We start from the raw sequence: 21,116 nt of genomic DNA, 5'->3' as shown, positions 1-21,116 counted from the left end.
GAGTCATTTATGAAGGGACTGGGTCAAAAGCCAAATTTTGAACCAGCCTCTTTATTCTGCATAAACGTATTCCATGATCAAAATGCTCTGTCTAACTATGCACAGCAAAGACTCACTATGTTTGTAACTTTCATGTTGGTGCTCAAGTTTTACCAATTTGTGTCACACTCCCACATATTCTAGCCTAAAATAGGCTGCGAGCAGAGATTAAAAGAAGGTGGATAAAATGGAATGGCAAACTGCTTGGGTACATGAATGCAGTGATTTTTCAACTTTGCCTTTTAAAATGGCTGAATTAACAGAAATGATTCAAATGACTTTGAACGTTAGTGGCAATGCTGTCAGATTTGAGTTGTCAAATTTATATGGTGATAAAGATATTGTGTTTGATGAAGTAAGTTTTAGTACAGATGAGAAGTTCCACGTGAAACACAGGGTATGTTTTGATGGCAAAAAGGCTGTTGTTATAAAGAAGGGGACAACTATAATTACCGATTCATTGGATTTTGTGATTCAATCAGGGATGAAAATTTTTTTAAAACTAGTTAGTAATAGGTCCCAAAAATATATGGATTTTGCTAATACCTATGACACATCAATGACGAATGCGGTAATCGTCAGAAAGGCTAACACAAGTCCGTCATTGCGTCGAACAATTGATGCTAGACGAGGCTGGTTTTGTCTAAGCAAAGTAGAAGTACTTAGTGACTATCAAGCAAAAGTAATTTCCATAATTGGGGATTCATTAGTTGAAATGGGATATATTAGTGATAGTCTCATGGCTTTGCTGTATAAACAGTTTCCAGGCAAGGTGGTTGTTTTGAATTATGGAATCTCTGGTCAGAGAATGCTCAATGATGCTCCACAAGATGAACCTTTGTTTGCAACATTTGGAGTAAAAACAAGGAAAACTCTACCTAAAGTATTGCAAAATAAGCCAAGTTTGGTATTAATGTTTGCGGGATTAAATGATTTAATACTACCTGTCTTTAGCAAAGAGGCACAAAAACAACTTGTTAAGGTTCAAGAGCTCTTTACGGAAGTTGAGCACATCTGTGAACAGATAAAAATGGGAAAAAGCCAGTTTATGCTAAGTACGGTAACGCCATTTGAAATTGGGCATACAAGGGAAATTCACACTTCGATGGTGGAGCAAAATATTAGAACTAGAATAAAATTAAACGAACTTCTCCAGCAGAAATATAAAAATGAATTGCTTAATACTGCAGAATTAGTTGAAGATAATAGTTTACGGTTGCTTAAGCAGTATGATTTGGGGGACCACATGCATGTCAATAAGGCAGCGGGTGAAATTATTGCACAGAGTATGTTTGAAAAAGTTGCAGCGGCAGTAGCATTAGACTAATATTACCTTGGTGATGTGTGCACAAGAGTAGTATACTGTGCATAGAAAATTATTACGAGGTTATACGATGATCGATTTACATGAAATTTTAGATAAAATGAATCCAAATCAAAAAATTAATTATGATAAGATACTCCAAAAGATGGTTGCAAATTGGCAAAGAAATGCTAACAGACCATCAATTTTATTACATAGTTGCTGTGCACCATGTAGTACCTATACTTTAGAGTACTTAACGCAGTATGCTGATGTAACAGTCTATTATGCAAATTCGAACATTCATCCGCGAGCAGAGTACCAGCGAAGAGAGTATGTTCAGCAGAAATTCATTAGCGATTTTAACCAAAGAACTGGCAATAATGTGCAGTTTATTGCAGCGCCATACGAACCGCAAGAGTACTTTTTGGCAGTCAGGGGGCTTGAAAAAGAACCAGAAGGTGGGCAAAGATGCCGAGCATGTTTTAGTTACAGATTGGATTTAGTTGCTGCAAAAGCCGTGGAACTAGGCTTTGATTACTTTGGAAGTGCACTAACAATTAGTCCACATAAGAACTCACAGGTAGTTAATAGTGTTGGAATAGAAGTTCAAAATTTTTATAATACTATGTATTTACCTAGCGATTTTAAGAAAAATAATGGCTATCGGCGTTCTGTGGAAATGTGCCGAGAATACGACGTTTATCGCCAATGTTATTGCGGTTGTATTTTTGCTGCAAAAGCTCAGGGAATTGATTTGTCAAAGACGAGAAGAGAAGCTTTGGCATATTTAAAGGGTAAGGATGCAGCAAAAGAGTTTGCAGATATTAAATTTGTATATCAAGAAAAAGAAAATCAAACTTTAAAGTAGATAGTTGTTTTTTTCGAACAAAAAAGGCTTTATAACTTTAGAATCTGTCAAAAAAAATGACAGATTCTTTTTTTATATAGCTTTTTCTGAAAATGTATATTTTGGCTTTGAAATGTATAAATGCGATGATAGAATGCTTTTAAGATGTATATTTGATAAAAAGCAGGGGTGTTCAAATGAAAGTGATGATTTCTGACTTTAAAGAAATAATGCAAAAGGATAATGCGGTCGAGATAAAATTGTTAAAAAAGAATCATCCAGACTGGATAGTTGTGACACAACCCTATGATTTGAAAGAACAATCAGCCTTTTTTAAAGAACTTAAGGATACTGATGCGCTGATTACGGCTTTTTTACCAATCAATAAGAAAATACTTGATGCAGCACCAAAATTAAAACTAATATCTGTTAGTGCAGTTGGCTATGAAAAAATTGACTTGCAGTTGGCACAGAAAAGAAGAGTCAGAGTCTGTGCAATCGGAGAGTACTGTACGCAGGATGTTGCTGAATTTACAATTTCGTTAATGCTTGCATTAGTAAAAAGATTGAAACAATACGACAAACTTGTGAGTGAAGAGCATCGATGGGAGTACGACGCTTTTATGGCTCAACCTAGGCTTTCACGAATGACTTTAGGAATCTTTGGCTATGGTCGAATTGGTGCAGCGGTTGCTAAGATGGCAAGTGCCTTGGGAATGCAAGTAATAGCATACAGTGGACATATGGGTGCTGGAACAATAAAAGATGGTATAAAATTTGTAACTGCGAATGAACTGTTGACGATGGCTGATATTGTATCTAACCATATGAGAGCAACATCTGAAAACTATCACTTTTTTAACATTGATATTTTCAAAAAAATGGCGCAAAAAAAGCCTTACTTCATCAATGTTTCAAGAGGTGAAACAGTTGATGAAACAGGACTTTTAATGGCAATTGACAATGGTATAATTCGAGGTGCTGCACTTGATGTGTTAGAAAGTGAGACACCTGATTTAGTCAATAATCCTTTGCTGCAGAGGAATAATATAATAATTTCTCCACATACAGCTTTTTACTCACAGGATTCAATGGCATCTCTACAGCGAATATCTTGTCAAAATGTAACATCTTTTTTTGAGGGCCAAAGTGAAAAAGTCTTTAATTTTGTTGACTAGCAGTTTTCAAATAAATTTTTATAATATATAGCATTAAGAGTAGAAGTACGACTGTGAACCAAATTGATAGGCGCGTACCAAGTGTAAATGAGCTGGGTATATCCGCAATTACAATCATTATGGTCGTCGATACAGCAGCAGCAACTTGTCGGAAAGTATTATTCAGAGCCGATGCGTGACTAATATCTGTTAGAATGATATCTTTGAAGGCTTCTGACATTGCCGGTGCAAAGACTAATGAATTGCCAATCATTCGAACAAGGTAGGCGGAGGTTATCAGCCAAGTAGGTGTTGTTTCTGTCAACGAGACCAATGGAATCGTCGCAATCAGCATTAATAAGACACCCATGTATAATAGATGCTTAGGACCATGGCTATCGTAGTAGCGACCTGCTAGTGCTGCAAAGAGTGCGTTTAAAACTGCGCCAGGTAACAGAATGAAACCAGCTTGCATGCTGTTCAATCCCTGAACATTTTCCACAAAAATTGGAATAATCTGTTCTGTGCCAATGAGTACCATGAAGGCAAGCAGCCCAATCACTGTCAGCAAACTGAAAGAGCGGACTTTGAGTATTTGAACTTTAAGAACAGGTTGAGTGAGTAGCAATTGGCGCTTGTAGAAGATTGTTAATAAGAAAATACCAATAATCAGCATGAGCCCAGCAAGTAGATAGTTTTGCTCATACAATGTGAGGCTTGCCAGAGACAAAGTTGCTCCAACGAGTGAGAGAAATACAGATAGGATGTCGATTTTGACATCTTTTTTTTGTGAATAATTAGGAAAATAAAAGAAGGCGATCAACCAAAGCAAAAGAACAAGTGGCAGTACAAGAATAAAAAGAAAGCGCCAATTTAAAAAATGCAAAATAATACCGGAAATTGTTGGTCCAATTGCTGGCCCAGAGGCAATTACCAGGCCAGACAATCCTAGAACGGTACCTCTCTTTTCTGGAGGATAGATAGTCACCATGGTGGTCATCTGGAAGGACATGACTATTCCACCGGCGCATGCTTGAAGAATACGAGCAATCAACAAGGTAAGAAAACTGGTAGCTAAAGAACCTAAAATAGTACCAAGAATAAAGATACCGGTTGTTACTAAAAATAACTGCCTATTGGAGTACTTATCATATAAATTAGACGACAGTGGTGTGACAATTCCAATGATTAAGATATAGCCAGTGGTCAGCCACTGAACATTATTTAAAGAAACATTCATTACTTTTTGAATAACAGGTAAAGCAGTGACCATCATTGTTTGACTAGCTAATGTGAGAAATGTCACTAGAAGTAGAATGATTGTGATAATTGTTCTTTTTTCTTTCGTAATGTGTGTATTCATGAATGATTCCTTTCCATATAAACAGATATCTGTGCTGAATTTTGTGCTAATAACATATATTGTAATAATTATTCCAACATCCAATGTTATAGTTTATCTTGGATGATAGCAAGAAATTTTTCTATCAGATAAAATAGTGTCAAATTAAACAATAATATTCGTCTTTAGATTATTTTTGTTTACTAAAATTTGTCTTGAAGCAGATATTTTTTAAAATGGTATCTAAAAGACGAATACTACACATTAGTAACGTTGCAGAACATGGTATAAAAGGATATACTTGGGAAAATAAGTCTAATAAATCAAATGAGGTGCTGTAATGAAAGCAATTCTGACTACAATTGGTAAAGATCAAGTAGGAATTATCGCTGGCGTTAGCCAATTTTTAGCTGAAAAGAAAATTAATATACTTGATGTTTCTCAAACTATTATGGACGGTTATTTTACAATGATGATGATGGTAGAGATAAACGATGAAAAAGCAGATTTTACCGCTCTTTCAGAAGAACTTGGTGGAATAGGGAAGAAATTGGGTGTTGAAATTAAAATCAGGCGTGAAGAAATTTATCATGCAATGCATCAACTATAGGAGGATATTTAATTAAAGATGGAAACCGAGAAGATTATTGAAACAATCCACATGATTTCTGACGAAAATCTTGATGTCCGTACTATTACAATGGGAATTTCGTTGCTTGATTGTATTGACAGCGACAGCACAAGAGCTTGTGACCGCATTTACAACAAGATAATGACAAAGGCTAAGAATTTAGTCAAGGTTGGAGAACAAATTGAGGCAGAATATGGTATTCCGATTATCAATAAGCGAATCTCTGTGACCCCAATTTCAATTATTGCAGCGGCGAGTGCTGATCAAAATTATTTGAAGTATGCACAAACATTGGATCGTGCAGCTAAAGAACTTGGCGTTAATTTCATAGGTGGGTTCTCTGCACTTGTACAAAAAGGATATCAAACAGGAGATCTCAAATTAATTAGGTCACTACCCCAAGTCTTGGATGAGACAGACTTGGTTTGTGCTTCAGTTAATGTGGGCTCGACACGTAGTGGTATCAATATGGATGCTGTTGCTGAAATGGGTAAGATTATAAAGGATGCTTCAGAGCGTTCTTTTATGACAAATACAAAAATGGTTGTCTTCTGCAATGCAGTTGAAGATAATCCATTTATGGCCGGTGCTTTTCATGGTGTTGGTGAACGAGACACTGTTATTAATGTCGGGGTTAGCGGTCCAGGAGTTGTGAAACACGCCCTTGAAAATGTTAGGGGCGAGTCAATGGATGTTGTTGCAGAAACTATTAAGCAGACAGCATTCAAGGTCACTCGAATGGGGCAATTGGTTGGAACAATCGCAGCAGAGCGCCTAGGTGTTCCTTTTGGAATCGTTGATTTATCATTAGCTCCAACTCCTGCCGTGGGAGATTCTGTTGCACAAATTCTCGAAGAAATTGGACTCGAAAGTGTAGGAACTCATGGTACAACTGCTGCCTTAGCTTTGCTTAATGATGCAGTTAAAAAAGGTGGAATTATGGCCTGCAGCCATGTTGGGGGGCTGTCTGGAGCATTTATTCCTGTATCTGAAGATGCTGGAATGATTGCAGCCGTTAACGCTGGGACATTGAATATTGAAAAGCTTGAAGCTATGACTGCTGTTTGTTCTGTAGGGTTGGACATGATTGCAATTCCTGGAGATACACCAGCAGACACAATTTCTGCAATGATCGCAGATGAAGCAGCAATAGGTATGATCAATAACAAGACAACAGCTGTTAGAATTTTACCAATTCAGAATAAGAAGGTTGGAGAGACGGTAGAATTTGGCGGATTATTGGGATATGCTCCTATAATGGGGGTCAATAAGGCTTCTTCAACACGAATGATAGCTAGAGGCGGATTGATACCAGCTCCTATTCATAGTTTCAAGAATTAAAAATTTTTTGTAGGAAAACATTTTGGCAGATGACACTGATTTCTTTCAGTAATCTGCTTTTTTTGTGTCTTAATAATGGTATGTTTTGGATAGTAAGGCTTATAATTAGTGAGTGAAAAGGAGTATTTCAATCAAAAACAGTCACAAATACTTATTTAAATGATTGAAAATGCGTTTTTTTGCACTTTTTTGCATTTTTTTGATTGATTTTTTCCACCGTCGATGTTACTATATTTTAGGAGGTAATGTAAGTGCTTGCAGAAGAACGGCAACAAGTAATTTTGAGAATGCTTCATGAGAATGGAATTGTAAAGTTGCATGATGTTTGTAAGGAAGTTAAGTGTTCAGAATCGTCAGTTCGTAGGGATTTGCAAGAATTAGAAGAAAAAGGGATCTTAATTCGTGTACACGGTGGCGCTAAGGTGCGTCAATCCTTACAAAAGGAATTAGACATGAGGGGTAAGTTCTCTCAGAATATTGAACAAAAAAATCAAATTGCGAAAGTGGCAGTAAGTCTTATTCAAGACGAAGATGTCATTTACCTTGATGCAGGCACATCTACGTTGGCTATGATTCAGTTTCTGAAACAAAAGGAACAGTTAACGGTTGTTACCAATGGAATACTGCACGCGACTGCACTTGCTGATCAAAATATTAGGACCATTCTGGTTGGTGGAGAATTGAAAAATACGACAAAGGCAATTGTTGGTGTAGAAACAGTTCAGGAGTTGCAGCGTTACCGCTTTAACAAGGTATTTCTTGGGATGAATGGGGTTCATCTTGAATACGGATATACGACTCCTGATCCTGATGAGGCAGCGGTGAAACTTGCGGCAATAAAGCAAGGGGCAGAGTCGTTCGTCTTAGTGGATAGTACAAAATTTGACCAGTTTTCTTTTGTTAAAGTTGCTGAAGTATCAGATGCTAAAATAATTACCAATAAGTTATCAAAGCTGGTTTTTGACCAGTATAATAACCAAACAGAAATTCAGGAGGTTTCATTATGATTTACACAGTTACAGTTAATCCATCAATTGATTATATTGTACAGCTTAAAGAATTGACTTTAGGTGAAGTCAATCGTATGGATTATGACGCAAAGCTTCCAGGTGGAAAAGGAATTAATGTTTCACGTATTCTCCGAGAATTAGGACAAGATAATATTGCTCTTGGTTTCTTAGGTGGGTTCACAGGTGATTTTGTCGAAGAATCACTAAAGGCAAAAAATCTGAAAACAAAGTTTACGCACATAGCGGCTGATACCCGCATAAATGTGAAGGTCAAAGCACAAGATGAAACGGAAATAAATGGTAAGGGACCTGAAATTTCCAGTGAAGAAGTTGCCGTATTTAAAAAGCAATTCGATAAATTGACAGAAAATGATGTTGTTATTTTATCTGGTAGTTTGGTTCCAAGTCTTTCGAAGGATTTTTACTTTGAATTGATTGAATTAATTCGTAACAAGGGTGCAAACTTTGTAATAGATACGACTGGTGAGAGTTTAATGAGAACATTAAAGGAACATCCGCTAGTTGTTAAACCAAATCACCATGAGCTAGCTGAATTATTCGGTGTTAAGTTAAATGGAATTCCTGATATTGTTAAGTACGGTAAAAAATTGTTAGATCTAGGTGCAAAGCATGTGCTGATTTCAATGGCAGGTGACGGTGGATTGTTGATTACCCCTGATAAGGTTTATTACAGCAAGGCACCAAAGGGAACTGTAATTAATTCAGTTGGTGCCGGCGATTCAATGATAGGTGGTTTTGTGGGAACATTCGCAGCCACAAAGAATTCGCTTGAAAGTTTCCGCTATGGTTTGGCATGTGGGAGTGCAACTGCTTTTTCAGAAGATTTAGCAGATCGTGCCAAAATTGATGAGATTTTGCCACAAATTAAAATAGAAGACTATAAAAATTAAAAAGGGAGTGTAATAATGGATATTCGTGAATTGTTATTAAAAGATGCAATGATTATGGATTTAAAGGCAACGACGAAGCAAGAAGCTATTGATGAAATGGTACATCAGTACTATGTTACGGGTGTTATCAATGATGAAGAACTTTATAAGAAAGACATTGTAGCTCGTGAAGCTCAATCGACGACAGGTATTGGTGACGGAATTGCTATGCCGCATGCCAAGAACAAAGCAGTCCAAAGAGCAACGGTTATGTTTGCCAAGAGTGAAAAAGGTGTCGATTATGATGCCCTTGATGGTAATCCCGTACATTTGTTCTTTATGATTGCTGCTCCGGAAGGTGCCAATGATACTCATTTACAAGCACTTGCAACACTTTCAGGACTTTTAATAAATCCAGATTTGGTTGCAAGCTTGAAAAAAGCAAAAACACCAGATGAAGTTCAACAATTATTTGCAGATGCACAAGCTGCTAAAGAAGCCAAAGATAAGGCAGAAGCAGAAAAAGAAAAGGCTGCTGCTAAAGCACCAGTTTCATCTGATCGTCCATACATTGTAGCTGTTACAGCTTGCCCAACTGGGATTGCACACACATACATGGCTGAAGAGGCACTGAAGAAACAAGCTGAAGCAATGGGTGTTGATATCAAAGTTGAGACAAACGGTTCAGAAGGTGTAAAGCATCTTTTAACGGCTGATGAGATTTCTCGTGCTGCAGGTGTTATTGTTGCAGCTGATAAGAAAGTTGAAATGGCTCGTTTCGACGGGAAACATTTGGTTAATCGTCCAGTTGTTGATGGAATTAAGAAGTCTGAAGAACTTATCAATAAAGCAGTCAATCAAGATGCACCGATTTATCACGCTGATGCAGATTCTAGTGAAGAAGATGACAGCGCAAATGGTACAGTCGGAAGCAAAATATATAAGGATTTAATGAATGGTGTTTCCCATATGCTGCCTTTCGTTGTTGGTGGTGGTATTTTAATGGCATTGTCATTCGTTATTGAACAGTATCTCGGCGGAGCTAAGTCAACTGGTTTTATTTTCCTGAACAACGCAGGAAGTCTTGCCTTTGCATTTATGATCCCAGTGTTAGCAGGATATATTGCCGAATCAATTGGTGATCGCCCAGCATTGATGCCTGGTTTCGTTGGTGGATTCATGGCAACTGTTTATAGTGGTTCCTTTGGTGGTGTATATACTGCTAACGTTATAGCAAATGCAAAGAGTGCTGGTGGATTTTTGGGAGGTATAGCAGCCGGTTTCATTGCTGGTTACTTAACTATTTTCCTGAAACATTTATTCTCCAAGTTGCCTAAATCACTTGAAGGTATGAAACCGATGCTTCTTTATCCAATTGTTGGTTTACTTTTAGTTGCTCTTTTGATGTTCTTTATTGTAAATCCAATTTTTGCAGTTGTTAATACATGGTTAACAACATTCTTGAATCACATGGGAACAGGTAACGCTGTATTACTTGGGTTGGTTTTAGGTGGTATGATGTCTATTGATATGGGTGGCCCATTCAACAAAGCTGCGTATGTTTTCGCTGTTGGTGCATTTACGGCAACTAAAAATGGTGATTTGATGGCCGCTGTAATGGCTGGTGGTATGGTTCCTCCATTTGCAACAGCTATTGCAACAGCATTCTGGCCAAAGAAATTTACTGATGATGAGCGAAAAGCAGGTATTACTAACTGGGTACTCGGTTTTTCATTTATAACTGAAGGTGCAATTCCGTTTGCAACAGCTGATCCATTGCATGTTATTGGTTCAAGTGTGTTGGGAGCTGCAATTGCTGGCGGGTTAACACAGTTTTGGCATGTAAGTGTTCCAGCACCTCATGGTGGTTTATGGGTAACACCGTTGGCCACTAATGCTTTTGGTTATATTGCAGCCGTTGTAATTGGCGCAATCATTGCTGGTGTTGTATTGGGAATTTGGAAAAAAGAAAGAGTAAATAACTAAATATATATAAAAAGGATACAGGTCAAAGTTTAAATTTTGACCTGTATCCTTTTTTGTATAATCTAAATGCTTATGGAATATGTGTCCAGGCTATATATTGAACGTGTAAGTAAATGTGAACTAAAAATAAACTTCTCCTGGATTAAGTTCTAAGGGCCTTTGAATAACACTTGTCGAAAATACTATCTGAGTCTTTGTTTCGCCAAAGCGCTGGATATCATTGATAAAATTATCAAGAGCTCTGGTGGATTTGAAGTAACAAGTAATAATTTGAGAATAGCTACCAGTTACACAATCACAAGAAATAACATTACCAACAGATTTTATATATGGATAAAAGTCATCTTTATCTTTAGGTGAAAGTCTTAAGCTAACATATGCTTTAATTGGGTACCCAAGAATTTTGTAATCAATAGAAGTCTGATAATTTTTGATGATACCGCGCTCTTCAAGATGTGTTAAGCGAGTTGAGACTGCCGGTGCGGAAATAAAACAAATATCAGCCAGCTTTTTCAAGGAAATACGGGCATCTTTTTGTAATGTTGATACAATCTTTAAATCAATTTCATCCATTAAAAATCCCTCCAAACGATCCTATGTAACCTAATATAACATATTATCTTAATTTAAACACGTATTAAAAAGTAGAAAAACAATAAAAACATGTCAAAAAGCGAATAAAGACAATAAATAAATAGTGATTATAGTGTTTTTAGATAAATACCTAATGCAATAAATAGTAAAAGTCTATTTTCTAAAAAGGATACCTTTAACAGCCTTTTTCATGTCCCCCGATGAGATAATTTTTTTTGTGCGCGCACTTTGATTATTTAGAAGCTGTTCAATAGCATTAGGAAATAAAGTATGACTCTTACTTTTCAGTGCTTTTAGTGCAGCAAAACCTGGTTCAAAGGCCGCAGGATCATGAAGTCCAACTAAGACTGATTGTGGAAATTTGTAAGGACTGGCGGTTGATACAATGACTACTGGTGTTGTTGAATCAGAATGGGTTTCTTTATAAAGCTTAGCAACATAAGATGCTACAGCCGTATGAGGGTCAATAACCGAGCCATCAAGTTGGTATATTCGCGAAATTTCATTAGCGGTTTGATCTTCATTGGCAAAAGCAGCAAAAAAATCTGATAATGAATTTTTTATTTCCGAGGAAATAGTGTACTTCCCGGTTTCGTTTAATTGTTCCATTAATTCAATCGTTGCTTGCACATTTTCGTTGTTAATGTAAAAAAGAAGTCGTTCAAGATTGCTTGATACTAGTATATCCATTGAAGGCGAAGACGTTACATAAAAAGGCCTATTTTTATCGTACACTCCCTCATTGAAAAACTCCGTTAAGACATTATTTTTATTTGATGCACAAAGAAGCTTATCGATAGGTAAACCCATTTTTTTCGCGTAATAACCAGCTAAAATATCACCAAAATTTCCAGTTGGGACACTAAAGTTGATAGCGGAACCTAGTGCAACCTTTTTTTGTTTAACCATTTGTGCGTAGGCGTAGAAATAATAAACGACCTGGGGAAATAGGCGACCGATATTGATTGAATTGGCAGAAGAAAATTGATAATTATTATTTGCCAATTCTTGGGAAAGCTTATCATTGTTAAGCAGCTTTTTAACATTTGTCTGAGCAACATCGAAATTGCCATCAACAGCAAAGACAAAAGTATTTTTTCCTTTCTGGGTCAACATTTGCTGTTCCTGAATAAAGCTCACACCATCTTTAGGATAGAAAACGATGATTTTTGTACCATCAACGTCAGTAAAGCCCTCCATTGCGGCTTTACCAGTATCACCCGAGGTTGCGGTTAAAATTACAATGTCATTTTGTAAATGATTTTTCTTTGCTGCAGTTGTCATCAAGTGGGGAAGCAGCTGCAATGCAATATCTTTGAAAGCAATCGTTGGTCCATGGAATAACTCAAGATATCCATTCCCATCGTGAAAAGACAGTGGCGCAATAAGATTTGTATCAAAGCTGTCTCCATAAGCATTCTCTATACATTTTCGCAATTCATTTTCAGAAAAGTCAGTGTAAAATAATCGGAGAATACGAAATGCTAGTTCTTTGTACGAGAAAGCGGGTAGTTCGGATAAATCAAAGTCGATTTTGGGGATACTTGTTGGTACATATAAACCACCATCAGCACTCAATCCTTTTAGTATTGCTTCAGATGCAGGAATAGTGTTTGCATTTAAATCCCTAGTACTACGATATAGTAAGGACATGAACTGTTCTCTCCTTTTGCTTGTTAGAAGTTTCTCATTTATATATGAAGAATACCATAAATAGATAATTGATAACAGTATATAGGTGAAGCAATTCGAAAAGCAAATGATCGAAAACCATGTAATGAAAACTTAATTTTGATTATTTGCTCTAAATATTAGATTTTTATGATAGAATAGTTGCAATAAACAAAGTGGAGGATACGATATGCAAGTCGTTAATATTGGTGTTTTAGGGTTAGGAACAGTCGGAAGTGGTGTTGTCAGATTGTTGAAGGATCATGAGCATAAAATATCTAGCATCACTGGTAGGAAACTTGTGGTTAAAACAGTGGTTGTACACAATCTTGAAAAAAAGCGGGATATTGATTTAACTGGTATCAAGATGACTGATGATATTAATGAATTAATTAATGATAACGAAATTAACATTGTTGTTGAAGTTATGGGGACTGTTGCAACGGCAAAAAAATACATTGAATTATTGTTAAGGGCCGGGAAACATATTATTACAGCTAACAAAGACTTGATTGCAACATATGGATCAGAATTAGCAGAACTTGCTGATCAAAATAAATGCGATCTGTTTTACGAAGCGAGTGTTGCAGGTGGTATTCCAATTTTACGAACAATTGTTAATTCTTTTGCTGCCGACCGTATTATAGAAGTAAAAGGAATTGTAAATGGTACTACAAATTATATTTTGACAAAAATGAGTCAGAATAATATGTCGTTTACAGAGGCTCTGAAATCAGCTCAAGAACTCGGATTTGCGGAACCAGATCCAACGAATGATATTGAGGGAATTGATGCTGCATATAAGATGATCATTTTGACACAATTTGCCTTCGGAATCAATGTTGCACTAGATGATATTGAGGTTAAAGGCATAAACGGAATTGATTTGGAAGATATCAAGCAGGCAAAAGGGTTAGGTTACAACATTAAGCTGTTAGGGATAGCTAAGTTGGTTAATGATAGGATTAGCGTTGCTGTAGGCCCAGTGCTTGTCCCTGAGACACAGCCATTGTCGGCTGTGCAAAATGAAAATAATGCAGTTTTGGTCACGGGAGCAGCGGTAGGAGAAACCATGTTCTATGGACCTGGAGCAGGAGAATTGCCGACGGCCAATAGTGTACTAAGTGACATAATTGCTGTGACAAAAGATATTGTTTTGGAAACGACAGGTAATCGTTTCAATGATTTTTCACGCGAAGGTAAGCAGGCTTTGCCCGATGAAGTTAAGTATCCTTACTATATTTCACTAAAGGTTAGAGATCGTCCAGGTCAAATGCTAAAAATCACTGAGGTTATGACAGAACTTAATGCAAGTTTTCATTTAATCATTCAAAGTGAATATGATGACGTTAATGCTCGTGTTGTTATGACAACTCATGAGATGTCTGAACAACAAATTAAAGAGATTATTGAGGGTATTGACAATCTAGAAGAAATCGAAGTTATCGCTTCATACAGAATTTTGTCAGAATAATTATAAGCAAAGGTTGGAAAGATAAATGCAATTTGAACTCAGAGTGCCAGCAACAAGTGCAAATCTTGGCCCAGGATTTGATTCGATTGGTGTCGCAGTCGATCTTTATCTTACAGTAAAGGTTTTGGGAGAAAGTAAAACTTGGATTGTAGAACATAATATGGGAAAAGTTTATCACGATGAACGCAATCTGATAATTAGCACCGCATTAAAGGTTGCTCCTACGATTCGACCGCATAAAGTGATCGTAAACTCAGATATACCATTGGCTCGGGGCCTCGGGAGTAGTTCTTCTGCGATAGTAGCTGGGATTGAGATTGCTGATAAGCTTGCCAACTTAAAGCTGACAAAGCAACAAAAATTGGAAATTGCGACTAAAATCGAAGGCCATCCTGATAATGTTGCACCAGCTATTTTTGGGAATTTAGTCGTGTCATCATATAATGGAAACAGTGTGACAAGTGTAGTTGCCAAGTTGCCTGAACTGAGATTTGTTGCGTATGTGCCAGAGGAGTCTTTATTAACGAAAGAAAGTAGAGAGGTGCTTCCGGACACACTTCCTTTCAAGACAGCGATAGAGGGAAGTAGCGTGGGTAATACATTAGTTGCAGCTTTAATGGCAGGAGAGTTGGCTAAAGCAGGTAAAATGATCGAAGCTGACAGATTCCATGAACGTTACCGTGAAAAATTGGTCCCGTATTTAAAGGACATTAGAAAGTTAGCTCACCCGCTCGGAGTATATGGTACTTATTTGAGTGGAGCAGGACCAACAGTTATGATGATTGCTCAGGAGAAAGACGCCACACTAGTAGCAAAAGAATTATCGAAGAGATTTGTTACCGGAAAGTTTTTTGTTATGAAAGTAGACGATGTGGGATGCGAGACAAAGTTTCTAAAATAGATATAAATAATCCTAGAATTGACTTGCAATTTTGTAAGTTTGCAATTCTAGTTTTTTTGTGTAGTTAATTTGATAACATACTTATGATATTTTAAAGATTATTTTTATAAAATTGCGTATATTCTGTGGTAGTATTATACTGTATGTTATGTATATTTTATCTCAATATGGTAAAATAAAGTTTACATTTTGTATTATATAGAGGAGAAATTAATGACTCGCGAAATAGGGTTTAAGGGTCAAAATAAGACTTATTTATTTTTCAAGCGTGTTATAGACATTCTCATTTCGAGTGTAGCCTTGATCGTAATGATACCAATATTTATAACGATGGTAATCATATATAGCTTTGGAAAGAATAAGGGCCCATTATTTTATAAACAGGAACGTGTAGGGAAAAATAAAAATAAGTTTTATATTTATAAGTTCAGGTCAATGGTTGTGGGTGCAGCAGATGTACTGAAAAATGATGCAGAATTATATAAATTATATGTTGCTAACAGCTACAAACTACCACCTGATAAGGATCCAAGGATAACAAAATTAGGCCATTTCTTAAGAAAAACATCTATTGACGAACTGCCCCAGTTTATCAACATATTCAAAGGTGATATGAGTCTAATTGGTCCACGTCCCATTATCGAAGAGGAATTAAAAGAATACGGTGACAGAGTGGATAAGTTTTTATCTGTTACTCCGGGAGCAATGGGTTACTGGCAGGCTTCTGGTAGAAGTAATATTGAATATCCTGAGAGATGTGAGTATGAACTTTACTATGTAGATCATGCTTGTTTTTTGTTCGACTTAAAAATATTGTTGAAAAATATTGTTGCAATTTTTAAGGCTGATGGAGCGTTTTAAGCAGCAGGAAAGTAGGACTTAATGAAGACTGAGATTTATGTGGTTAGTCACAAAAATGTGAAGATGCCAAGTGAAAAGGTTTATATACCGGTACAAGTTGGTAAAAATACAGAAAACTTTAAGGGATTTGAAAGAGATAATACGGGTGTAAATATCTCTGCAAAGAACCCCAATTATTGTGAGTTAACCGTTCAATATTGGGCATGGAAAAATAGGATCGCTGATGTGAAGGGACTTGTACATTATCGTAGATATTTTTCTAATGGGAAAGCAGCATTTTTTAAAACACCTGCGGAAAAATTCAATGAAATTCTTACGAGTAATAAAATTGCAGATTTATTAGAAGAAAATGACGCAATTTTACCACGTAAAAGAAACTATTATATTGAAACATCATGGTCTCATTATGAGCATGCACACCATATAGAGGGGCTTGAGGTTGCAAAAGAGGTTATAGGTGAACGTTATCCTGAGTATATTCCCTCTTTTGAAGAGGTAGTTAACAGAAAAGCCGTTCATATGTTTAACATGATGATTGCTAAAAGTGAAGTGTTTGACAGTTATACAGAATGGTTATTTGATATACTGCCCGAGGTAGAAAAAAGAGTTGATATTTCGGAGTACTCTGATTACGAAAAAAGAATTTTTGGGTTTATCAGTGAAATCTTATTAGACGTTTGGTTTGAGAAGAATCAAATAAAATATGCAGAATTACCTGTTCTCTTTATAGGAAAACAAAATTGGGTTCGCAAAATTGGGTTATTTTTTCTAAGAAAAATGGGATTAAGTAAAAAGGCAGTCTGATAGTAGCAACTTTTTTGTGGAACACGTTTATTCGGAATAAGAAATGAATAGAGGAGCCGTGTCAGTGGTTAACTTTTGACACAGCTTCTTTTTTTGACCTACAAAAAAAGGTCAGATCAATTTGATCCAACCCTTTAGCACAGTTATTAATATATAAAATGTTTTTAATCTCTTTTGAAGATATCGCGTGTATAAACCTTATCTTTGACATCAGACAATTCGTTGTTATAACGGTTTGCGATAATAGCAGAAGAATTTTTCTTGAAAGAAGTTAAATCATTTACAACTTTACTTCCAAAAAAGGTAGATCCATCTTCTAAAGTAGGCTCATAGATAATTATATTTATACCCTTTGCTTTAATTCGTTTCATAACACCTTGAATTGAACTCTGTCTGAAATTATCAGAATTACTTTTCATCGTCAGTCGGTAGACACCAATGGTTATGTTCATTTCATCTTCTTTACCATGATCTGTTTCACGAGTATGATAACCCGCAGTTTTAAGAACACGATCAGCAATGAAGTCCTTACGTGTTTTATTTGAATCTACAATTGCTTTGATAAGTGTTTGAGGCACCCCTTCATAGTTAGCAAGAAGCTGTTTTGTGTCTTTTGGCAAGCAATATCCACCATAACCAAAAGAAGGATTGTTATAGTGTGTACCAATACGAGGATCAAGACCTACACCCTCAATAATTTGTTGAGTATCTAAATTTTTAAGTTCTGCGTATGTATCTAATTCGTTGAAATAAGACACACGCAATGCTAAATAAGTGTTAGCAAATAACTTGACTGCTTCCGCTTCAGTAGACCCCATAAATAATGTATCTATATCCTTTTTTAATGCTCCGTCCTGGAGTAAGCCTTCAAAAATTTTTGCTTTTTCTAGCAATCCATTGTTAGACTCGTCGTATCCAACTATTATTCTGCTTGGATATAAGTTGTCGTAAAGGGCCTTAGATTCTCTCAGAAACTCTGGACTAAAGATGATATTTGTTATGCCTGTTTCTTTACGCAGTTTTCTAGTATAGCCTACAGGAACCGTTGACTTTATAACTATCACAGCCTCTGGATTGTATTTATGAACAGAGTCGACTACAGCTTCAACAGCAGAGGTATCAAAGAGATGAGTCTTACTATTATAATTTGTTGGTGCTGCGACGATGACAAAATCCGAGTCACTATAAGCAAAACTTTCATCTGTTGTGGCTACAAGGTTAAGTTTTTTTGTTGATAAATATTCCTCTATATATTTATCTTGAATAGGTGATTTTCTTTCATTTATAAGGTCAACTTTTTCTTTTACTATATCGATAGCTTTTACTATGTTATTTTGAGAAAGAAGTGTTGCAAGGGATAGCCCTACATAGCCCGTACCTGCAACTGTAATATGATATTGTTTATCCATTATCCATAAAACCTCACTAATAAATTTTAAATGTTGCTGCCCTATAAATAAATCCAATAGGAAACACACATGCATTATATCATAATTACTTAAAAGTTCTGTAATTACTTGACCATTTAATACTTTTATTATAATCTAAATTGAATATAGCATTCAATAGTAGATATATTTTGGTTGATTTATAGTGAATAGGAATTGAAATTTAGACAAGCATAGTAAAATGTTTGTAAATATAAATTAAATTTTATTAGATATCAAGAAACTTTTTATACATAGACAGCATTTTTTCAGTATATTGCATTTGTAGTTAGAAAAAATAAATTTACTGTATAATAATATTGGAGGAAGAAAATGACTAAGTATTTAATAGTTGGAGCAGGATTATTTGGAGCGACATTTGCGTATGAAGCTGCTAAAAAGGGGCATGAGGTTAAAGTAATTGAGAGACGTAACCACATTGCTGGAAATATTTTTACCAAAGAAGTAGATGGTATTCAGGTTCATCAATATGGAGCGCACATCTTTCATACTTCAAACAAAAAGGTCTGGGATTATGTAAACCAATTTGCAGAATTCAATCGCTATACAAATAGTCCAGTTGCAAACTATCATGGCGAAATTTATAACTTGCCATTTAATATGAATACATTCAATAAACTCTGGGGTGTTGTAACACCAGAAGAGGCGCAAGCAAAAATTGACGAACAAAAATCAATTCTGAATGGTAAACGGCCTGAAAATTTGGAAGAACAGGCAATTTCTTTAGTTGGTACGGATATTTATGAAAAGCTAATTAAGGGCTACACGGAGAAACAATGGGGTCGTTCAACAAAGGATCTGCCAGCATTCATTATTCGTAGATTGCCAGTTAGATTGACATATGATAACAATTATTTTAATGATGATTACCAAGGAATCCCAGTTGGTGGCTATACACAGATAGTTGAAAAGATGCTTGCTAGTGATTTGATTACTGTTGAGACAGGTGTTGATTTCTTTGATAAGAAAGATGAATATTTAAAAGAATTTGATAGAATTATATTTACGGGTATGATTGATGAATATTTCAACTATTCATTGGGAGAGTTGGAGTATCGCAGTCTGAAGTTTGAGACAGAAAAATTAGATGTTGATAATTACCAAGGAAATGCAGTTGTGAATTATACTGATGCTGAAACTCCTTTCACAAGAATTATCGAGCATAAGCATTTTGAATTTGGCAAAAGTGACAAAAACAAAACAGTTATTACTCGCGAATATCCAAAAACTTGGAAGCGTGGGGATGAACCTTATTATCCAGTTAACAATACGAAAAATAATACATTATATAAGCAATACAAGGAGCTAGCAGATAGAAAAGCTAAAAATGTTTTGTTTGGTGGTCGATTAGGCCAGTATCGTTACTATGATATGGACCAAGTTATAAGTGCAGCGTTGAATGTTGTAAAAGCAGAAATAGGAGACTAAGTTTAGTTCTTTTGTTAGTCAAATTTTAGTTTTGAATAATAAAAGGCTTCAATAATGGGGTTAACTTGAAAATGATAAATGATATAGAAAAAGAACCTGTAGTAGCTCCGTTGAACAATAAAGCACTAAGCGTACCAGAGTTGATTTACTTATCAATGTTTGCAGTGTACATTATAGCAAGTGCAATTAATGGGACGATGTTTATTTGGATTAATTCTGTTAGTAATTATACTTATTTAATAAGTGAATTGACGATAGTAGGAGTTCTAATAAAAGTTCTGTTGTTTGACGAGTGGGATTTAAAAAGTATAAGTGTAATATTGTTATCGGGTTTGGTATTATGGCAAATCTGTACAAATTCAAGGGAATACTTATTTTTTTATTACTATGTGTATATCATTGGAGCAAAGAATGTAGATTTCAAAAAGATAATAAAGGTGTTTTTGTGGGCAGTGGTATCTGTATTTGTTATTGCAGCTATTGCATCTTTATTTGGAGTTATTGTTAATGTAACAATCGGCAGATTGCTGGAACCAACCGTCAGATATTCGGTTGGAGCTGTTTACCCAACTGATTTAGCCGCAAGATGTTTTTATATACTGCTTTCTTATGCTGCTTTGAAAAAATTTAAGTTTAGTATTCCTGAGTATATAGCTGCAAGTGCTTTTTCAGTCATGATTTATGCTCTTACGGATACACGGTTAGACTTTTTATTAATGATTATGGTTATCTTGGCGACTGTATTCAAAAAGTTTATTTTTCGTATTATTAAGAAGATAAGTGTAAAAATTGCAGCGGGTGCTATTTTTGTGGTAATCTTCCTCAATATAGTACTAGCTTATCTCTTTGAGCCTTCAGTACGTATTTTTCAAATAGTGAATAAGCTTTTGTCTGGAAGGTTAACATATGGTCATGAGGCTTTTAAAAATTATAATGTAACCTTTTTAGGACAGTTTGTTTATCAAAATGGTAACGGAGGGCTACACAGTCATCCTTTTGATTACTTTTATATAGATGTTTCATTTATTCGGTTATTGATGATGGAAGGAATTCTTGTATTTTTTGTTCTGTTATTTGTAATTTATTTCTTGTATCGGAAATTTTATAATGGAAAGAGCTTTGTTTTGATTGTGTGGTTACTGTTTGCAATTATCAGTTCGCTAATTGATCAGCATCTGTTTGAATTATCCTTTAATGTGATATTTCTAGGTTTATTTGCAAACATCGATTATTGGAGAAATGAAATTGTATAGATAATTTTTTAGAAGAAAAGCTGGGTTTGAACAGCTTTTTTTTATTGAATTATGCTTAAATAATAAATAATATTGATTTTGACTATTGAATTGCATTTTATAGGATTAATTAAACTATTTGTAGGAGAAAAAC

The 21,116-nt window shown here is 35.6% G+C and carries 18 protein-coding genes; 14 read left to right on the top strand and 4 right to left on the bottom strand.

Going from position 1 to position 21,116, the window contains the following annotated elements; all coding sequences use genetic code 11:
- Nucleotides 1-226 precede the first annotated feature (226 nt).
- From GSM_RS06745 to GSM_RS06735, 3 genes are all read left to right on the top strand, one after another.
- The gene (locus tag GSM_RS06745; RefSeq protein ID WP_010077962.1) at nt 227-1,366 is read left to right on the top strand and encodes an SGNH/GDSL hydrolase family protein; all 1,140 of its coding nucleotides are present in this window, start codon (nt 227-229) and stop codon (nt 1,364-1,366) included.
- A gap of 67 nt (nt 1,367-1,433) precedes the next feature.
- Nucleotides 1,434-2,213 (top strand): epoxyqueuosine reductase QueH, encoded by a 780-nt coding sequence (locus tag GSM_RS06740; protein WP_010077961.1) that lies wholly within the window; start codon nt 1,434-1,436, stop codon nt 2,211-2,213.
- Between the two features lie 176 nt (nt 2,214-2,389).
- Nucleotides 2,390-3,370, top strand: coding sequence for an NAD(P)-dependent oxidoreductase (locus GSM_RS06735; protein WP_010077960.1), 981 nt, complete (start codon nt 2,390-2,392; stop codon nt 3,368-3,370).
- Here the strand turns inward: GSM_RS06735 and GSM_RS06730 are convergent.
- On the bottom strand, nt 3,354-4,712 hold the full coding sequence (locus tag GSM_RS06730) for a DHA2 family efflux MFS transporter permease subunit (protein ID WP_010077959.1): 1,359 nt from the start codon (nt 4,710-4,712) through the stop codon (nt 3,354-3,356). The two genes, GSM_RS06735 and GSM_RS06730, sit on opposite strands and share 17 nt — an antisense overlap.
- A gap of 319 nt (nt 4,713-5,031) precedes the next feature.
- Here GSM_RS06730 and GSM_RS06725 point away from each other — a divergent pair, with 319 nt between their 5' ends.
- The 5 genes from GSM_RS06725 to GSM_RS06705 all read left to right on the top strand — a co-directional run bounded on the left by GSM_RS06725 (nt 5,032) and on the right by GSM_RS06705 (nt 10,549).
- On the top strand, nt 5,032-5,301 hold the full coding sequence (locus GSM_RS06725) for an ACT domain-containing protein (RefSeq protein ID WP_010077958.1): 270 nt from the start codon (nt 5,032-5,034) through the stop codon (nt 5,299-5,301).
- Nucleotides 5,302-5,319: 18 nt separating this feature from the next.
- A complete protein-coding gene (locus GSM_RS06720) occupies nt 5,320-6,663 on the top strand; it encodes a PFL family protein (RefSeq protein ID WP_010077957.1) in 1,344 nt (447 codons plus the stop codon).
- A 251-nt stretch (nt 6,664-6,914) separates the two neighbouring features.
- Entirely contained in the window at nt 6,915-7,670 is a 756-nt protein-coding gene (locus GSM_RS06715; protein ID WP_010077956.1) for a DeoR/GlpR family DNA-binding transcription regulator, read from the top strand.
- On the top strand, nt 7,667-8,584 hold the full coding sequence (gene pfkB / locus GSM_RS06710) for a 1-phosphofructokinase (protein ID WP_010077955.1): 918 nt from the start codon (nt 7,667-7,669) through the stop codon (nt 8,582-8,584). Before GSM_RS06715 ends, pfkB begins: the two co-directional genes overlap by 4 nt.
- 15 nt (nt 8,585-8,599) lie before the next feature.
- Nucleotides 8,600-10,549, top strand: coding sequence for a PTS fructose transporter subunit IIABC (locus tag GSM_RS06705; protein ID WP_010077954.1), 1,950 nt, complete (start codon nt 8,600-8,602; stop codon nt 10,547-10,549).
- Between the two features lie 120 nt (nt 10,550-10,669).
- Here GSM_RS06705 and GSM_RS06700 read toward each other — a convergent pair whose 3' ends face one another.
- Nucleotides 10,670-11,122: an Lrp/AsnC family transcriptional regulator gene (locus tag GSM_RS06700; RefSeq protein ID WP_010077953.1), complete on the bottom strand. Its 453-nt coding sequence runs from the start codon at nt 11,120-11,122 to the stop codon at nt 10,670-10,672.
- A gap of 174 nt (nt 11,123-11,296) precedes the next feature.
- Nucleotides 11,297-12,796, bottom strand: a complete 1,500-nt coding sequence (thrC, locus tag GSM_RS06695; protein ID WP_010077952.1) for a threonine synthase — start codon at nt 12,794-12,796, stop codon at nt 11,297-11,299.
- A 208-nt stretch (nt 12,797-13,004) separates the two neighbouring features.
- On the opposite strand from thrC, the gene GSM_RS06690 reads away from it, so the two are divergent.
- The 4 genes from GSM_RS06690 (at nt 13,005) to GSM_RS06675 (ending at nt 16,854) form a co-directional block, all read left to right on the top strand.
- Nucleotides 13,005-14,288 carry a homoserine dehydrogenase gene (locus GSM_RS06690; protein ID WP_010077951.1) on the top strand — a complete coding sequence of 428 codons (1,284 nt, stop codon included), beginning with the start codon at nt 13,005-13,007 and terminating at the stop codon, nt 14,286-14,288.
- A 25-nt stretch (nt 14,289-14,313) separates the two neighbouring features.
- Nucleotides 14,314-15,189, top strand: coding sequence for a homoserine kinase (gene thrB / locus GSM_RS06685; protein WP_010077950.1), 876 nt, complete (start codon nt 14,314-14,316; stop codon nt 15,187-15,189).
- A gap of 213 nt (nt 15,190-15,402) precedes the next feature.
- The gene (locus GSM_RS06680; RefSeq protein ID WP_010077949.1) at nt 15,403-16,050 is read left to right on the top strand and encodes a sugar transferase; all 648 of its coding nucleotides are present in this window, start codon (nt 15,403-15,405) and stop codon (nt 16,048-16,050) included.
- Between the two features lie 21 nt (nt 16,051-16,071).
- The gene (locus GSM_RS06675) at nt 16,072-16,854 is read left to right on the top strand and encodes a DUF4422 domain-containing protein (protein WP_010077948.1); all 783 of its coding nucleotides are present in this window, start codon (nt 16,072-16,074) and stop codon (nt 16,852-16,854) included.
- A gap of 164 nt (nt 16,855-17,018) precedes the next feature.
- Here the strand turns inward: GSM_RS06675 and GSM_RS06670 are convergent, their stop codons facing one another.
- On the bottom strand, nt 17,019-18,263 hold the full coding sequence (locus GSM_RS06670) for a nucleotide sugar dehydrogenase (RefSeq protein WP_010077947.1): 1,245 nt from the start codon (nt 18,261-18,263) through the stop codon (nt 17,019-17,021).
- 351 nt (nt 18,264-18,614) lie between these two features.
- On the opposite strand from GSM_RS06670, the gene glf reads away from it, so the two are divergent.
- Both glf and GSM_RS14085 read left to right on the top strand, forming a co-directional pair.
- The gene (gene glf, locus GSM_RS06665) at nt 18,615-19,730 is read left to right on the top strand and encodes a UDP-galactopyranose mutase (RefSeq protein WP_010077946.1); all 1,116 of its coding nucleotides are present in this window, start codon (nt 18,615-18,617) and stop codon (nt 19,728-19,730) included.
- 71 nt (nt 19,731-19,801) lie between these two features.
- Nucleotides 19,802-20,983, top strand: coding sequence for a hypothetical protein (locus GSM_RS14085; RefSeq protein ID WP_010077945.1), 1,182 nt, complete (start codon nt 19,802-19,804; stop codon nt 20,981-20,983).
- Nucleotides 20,984-21,116 lie beyond the last annotated feature (133 nt).

The organism is Liquorilactobacillus mali KCTC 3596 = DSM 20444 (assembly GCF_000260415.1).
In the GTDB taxonomy this organism is placed as follows: domain Bacteria; phylum Bacillota; class Bacilli; order Lactobacillales; family Lactobacillaceae; genus Liquorilactobacillus; species Liquorilactobacillus mali.
Note: the sequence above shows the minus strand (reverse complement) of the source record. Positions and strands in the feature narration are given on the sequence as shown.